Here is a 3,100-nt window from a genome sequence, read left to right as displayed (position 1 = left end):
CCGTCTGGTGGAAATGGCGCGCGCGGATTTGCAACAACGCGGCGTACCGAATGCGGCCGACGCACCGATCCCCGCTGAGATGTTCGCTGAACAAGCTGAACGGCGCGTCAAGCTGGGCCTGGTTCTCGCCGAACTGGTCAAGGGCAACGACCTGCAGGCAAAGCCCGAACAGATCCGCGCGGAAGTCGACGAATTTGCGAAAAGCTACGAAGACCCGAAGGAAGTCGTCCGCTGGTATTATTCGAATCAGCAGCGCCTGGCTGAGATGGAAGCGTACGTCGTGGAAAGCAACGTCGTCGAATTCGTGCTTGGCAAGGCTCGAGTGAGCGACAAGGAAGTAAGCTTCGAAGAACTGGCCAGCGCGACCGCGCAAGCGTAAGCGACGCCCGAAAGGCGTGCCGGGCCGTCGGAGTGACGGCCTGCACGCCTTTTTTGTATTCAAGTTTTCCCGTGTGCGTGCCGTTTTATCGTTATTCCTTCGTCGTTCAGTATCCCTATTCCGAACAAGGAAATTGCATGACCTTTCGCGCTCAATTACTGGATACGCTGGCGTATAACGCGCCCCACGATTTCGAAACTAAGGCGCTCGGTCTGGTGCCCATGGTTGTCGAAACAAGTGGGCGTGGCGAACGCGCCTACGATATCTATTCGCGCCTGCTGAAGGAACGCGTGGTGTTTCTCGTCGGTGAAGTCAACGATCAAACGGCCAACCTGGTAGTCGCGCAGTTGCTGTTTCTTGAAAGTGAAAACCCTGACAAGGACATCAGCCTGTACATCAACAGTCCGGGCGGTTCGGTGTCGGCGGGCATGGCTATTTACGACACCATGCAATTCGTCAAACCCGACGTCGCCACGCTGTGCATGGGACTCGCTGCCAGCATGGGCGCGTTCTTGCTGGCAGCCGGTGCGAAGGGCAAGCGCGTTGCGTTGCCCAACGCACGGGTCATGATTCACCAGCCGCTGGGCGGCGCGCGTGGACAGGCTTCGGACATTGAAATTCAGGCGCGGGAAATCCTCTACCTGAAGGAGCGGCTTAACCAGTTGCTGTCGCATCACACTGGCCAGCCGGTCGATCGTCTCGCCCGCGACACTGATCGCGACAATTTCATGTCGGGCGACGACGCGCAAGCCTACGGTCTCGTCGATCAGGTCCTGCACAAGCGTCCCTAAGCGACGCCGCGCCGCTCTTGAGCAACGCCCTAGGCCGGCGGTTTGCGTTCAAGTCGAAGCGGGCGTTGCGGTTTCAGGCCAGATCCGTCGCAGCGACATGGAAAAACATGTTGCTGGCGCCCCCTCAAAATGGCGTCAAAAGCACGCCACACGCGCTTTCAGCATCTGCATAAGTGGTTTCTGCGCAGATGAATCGAGCAGCGTATTATGTAATCGAGTGTCCGGAGGCTCATACACCCATGGCGGACAAAAAAGGTTCAAACAGCGAGAAGCTGTTGTATTGCTCGTTTTGCGGCAAGAGCCAGCATGAAGTCAAGAAACTGATTGCTGGGCCGTCGGTGTTCATCTGCGATGAATGTATCGACTTGTGCAACGAAATCATTCGCGACGAAGCAGCCGGCGCGGCGGAAGAAGCTGGCCTGACGAAATCGGATCTACCGAGCCCGCAGGAAATCAGCGAGATTCTGAATCAGTATGTGATCGGCCAGGAACGTGCCAAGCGCATTCTTGCTGTGGCTGTCTATAATCATTACAAGCGGCTCAAGCATCTCGACAAGAAAGACGAAATCGAGTTGTCCAAGAGCAACATCCTCTTGATCGGACCTACGGGTTCGGGCAAGACGCTGCTTGCGCAAACCCTTGCACGCATGTTGAACGTGCCGTTCGTGATCGCCGACGCGACCACGCTGACGGAAGCGGGCTATGTGGGCGAGGACGTCGAAAACATCATTCAGAAGTTGCTGCAGAACTGCAACTATGAAGTCGACAAGGCGCAGCGCGGCATTGTTTATATCGATGAAATCGACAAGATCAGCCGCAAGTCGGATAACCCGTCCATCACGCGTGACGTGTCGGGCGAGGGCGTCCAGCAGGCGCTGCTGAAACTCGTTGAAGGCACGATGGCGTCGGTGCCACCGCAAGGTGGGCGCAAGCACCCGAACCAGGACTTCATCCAGGTCGACACCACGAACATCCTGTTCATCTGCGGCGGCGCATTTGACGGGCTGGAAAAGGTCATTGTCGATCGTACGGAAAAGACGGGCATCGGCTTTGGCGCGAGCGTGAAGAGCAAGATTGATCGCGATACCGGTGAAGTGCTTCGTGAAGTCGAGCCGGAAGATCTGATCAAATTTGGTTTGATCCCCGAACTGATCGGCCGGCTGCCGGTGGTTGCAACGCTCGGCAAGCTGGATGAAGCCGCGCTGGTCAAGATCCTGACCGAGCCGAAGAATGCGTTGGTGAAGCAGTATCACAAGCTCTTCAACATGGAACGCGTCGACCTGGAGATTCGTCCGGGCGCGTTGCAGGCTATCGCGTTGAAAGCCATTCGTCGCAAGACGGGCGCGCGTGGCTTGCGTTCCATCATGGAGCAAGCGTTGCTTGACGTGATGTACGAGTTGCCGACCATGAAGGGCGTGAGCAAGGTCATTGTCGACGACAACACGATCGACGGCGACGGCAAGCCGCTGTTGATCTACGAAGACACGCCGAAGGTTGCAGGTTCGAATTAAAGTAGGGCTGTGTGTCGGCGAAGAAGCCGTTCATGGCAACGTGAACGGCTTTTTATTTTTTCGGCTATCTTGTGGATGTTACTGACACGTTATTGACGCGAAGTCTTTTTCGATTCTCTGAACTTTTCCCACACGCTTAAGGCTTGCAATCCATTTCGCCGGCCTTATTTATGAATGAACTGATTCCACTACTGGGGAAATGAAATGTCAGGAACCCAACTCCTCCCGCAGGAACGTATTACGCTCCCGCTGCTTCCGCTGCGCGACGTGGTCGTTTTCCCGCACATGGTGATTCCGCTTTTTGTCGGACGACCCAAATCGATCAAGGCTCTCGAGGCTGCGATGGAAGGCGGCAAGCACATCATGCTTGTTGCTCAAAAAACGGCGGCGAAGGACGAGCCGACCGAAAAGGACATGTA

Annotated in this window: 3 protein-coding genes and 1 pseudogene; all 4 read left to right on the top strand. The window is 56.2% G+C overall.

Annotation, left to right across the window (positions count from 1 at the left end; all coding sequences use genetic code 11):
• A pseudogene (locus tag WCA53_RS01550) lies at nt 1-379 on the top strand (trigger factor); the annotation flags it as partial.
• 137 nt (nt 380-516) lie between these two features.
• A complete protein-coding gene (gene clpP / locus WCA53_RS01545) occupies nt 517-1,170 on the top strand; it encodes an ATP-dependent Clp endopeptidase proteolytic subunit ClpP (RefSeq protein WP_423904732.1) in 654 nt (217 codons plus the stop codon).
• Between the two features lie 239 nt (nt 1,171-1,409).
• The gene (clpX, locus tag WCA53_RS01540; RefSeq protein ID WP_423904729.1) at nt 1,410-2,681 is read left to right on the top strand and encodes an ATP-dependent Clp protease ATP-binding subunit ClpX; all 1,272 of its coding nucleotides are present in this window, start codon (nt 1,410-1,412) and stop codon (nt 2,679-2,681) included.
• Between the two features lie 204 nt (nt 2,682-2,885).
• Nucleotides 2,886-3,100: LON peptidase substrate-binding domain-containing protein (locus WCA53_RS01535; RefSeq protein WP_423904726.1), on the top strand; the 215-nt coding region annotated here is incomplete at its 3' end.

This window comes from Caballeronia sp., from assembly GCF_049581465.1.
In the GTDB taxonomy this organism is placed as follows: Bacteria; Pseudomonadota; Gammaproteobacteria; order Burkholderiales; family Burkholderiaceae; genus Caballeronia.
This window is presented reverse-complemented; position numbering and strand designations above follow the sequence as displayed.

Excerpts from the sequence above, each read along its gene's own strand:
- clpP (WP_423904732.1), top strand. The coding sequence starts at position 517 with ATGACCTTTCGCGCTCAATTACTGGATACGCTGGCGTATAACGCGCCC.
- clpX (WP_423904729.1), top strand. The coding sequence starts at position 1,410 with ATGGCGGACAAAAAAGGTTCAAACAGCGAGAAGCTGTTGTATTGCTCG.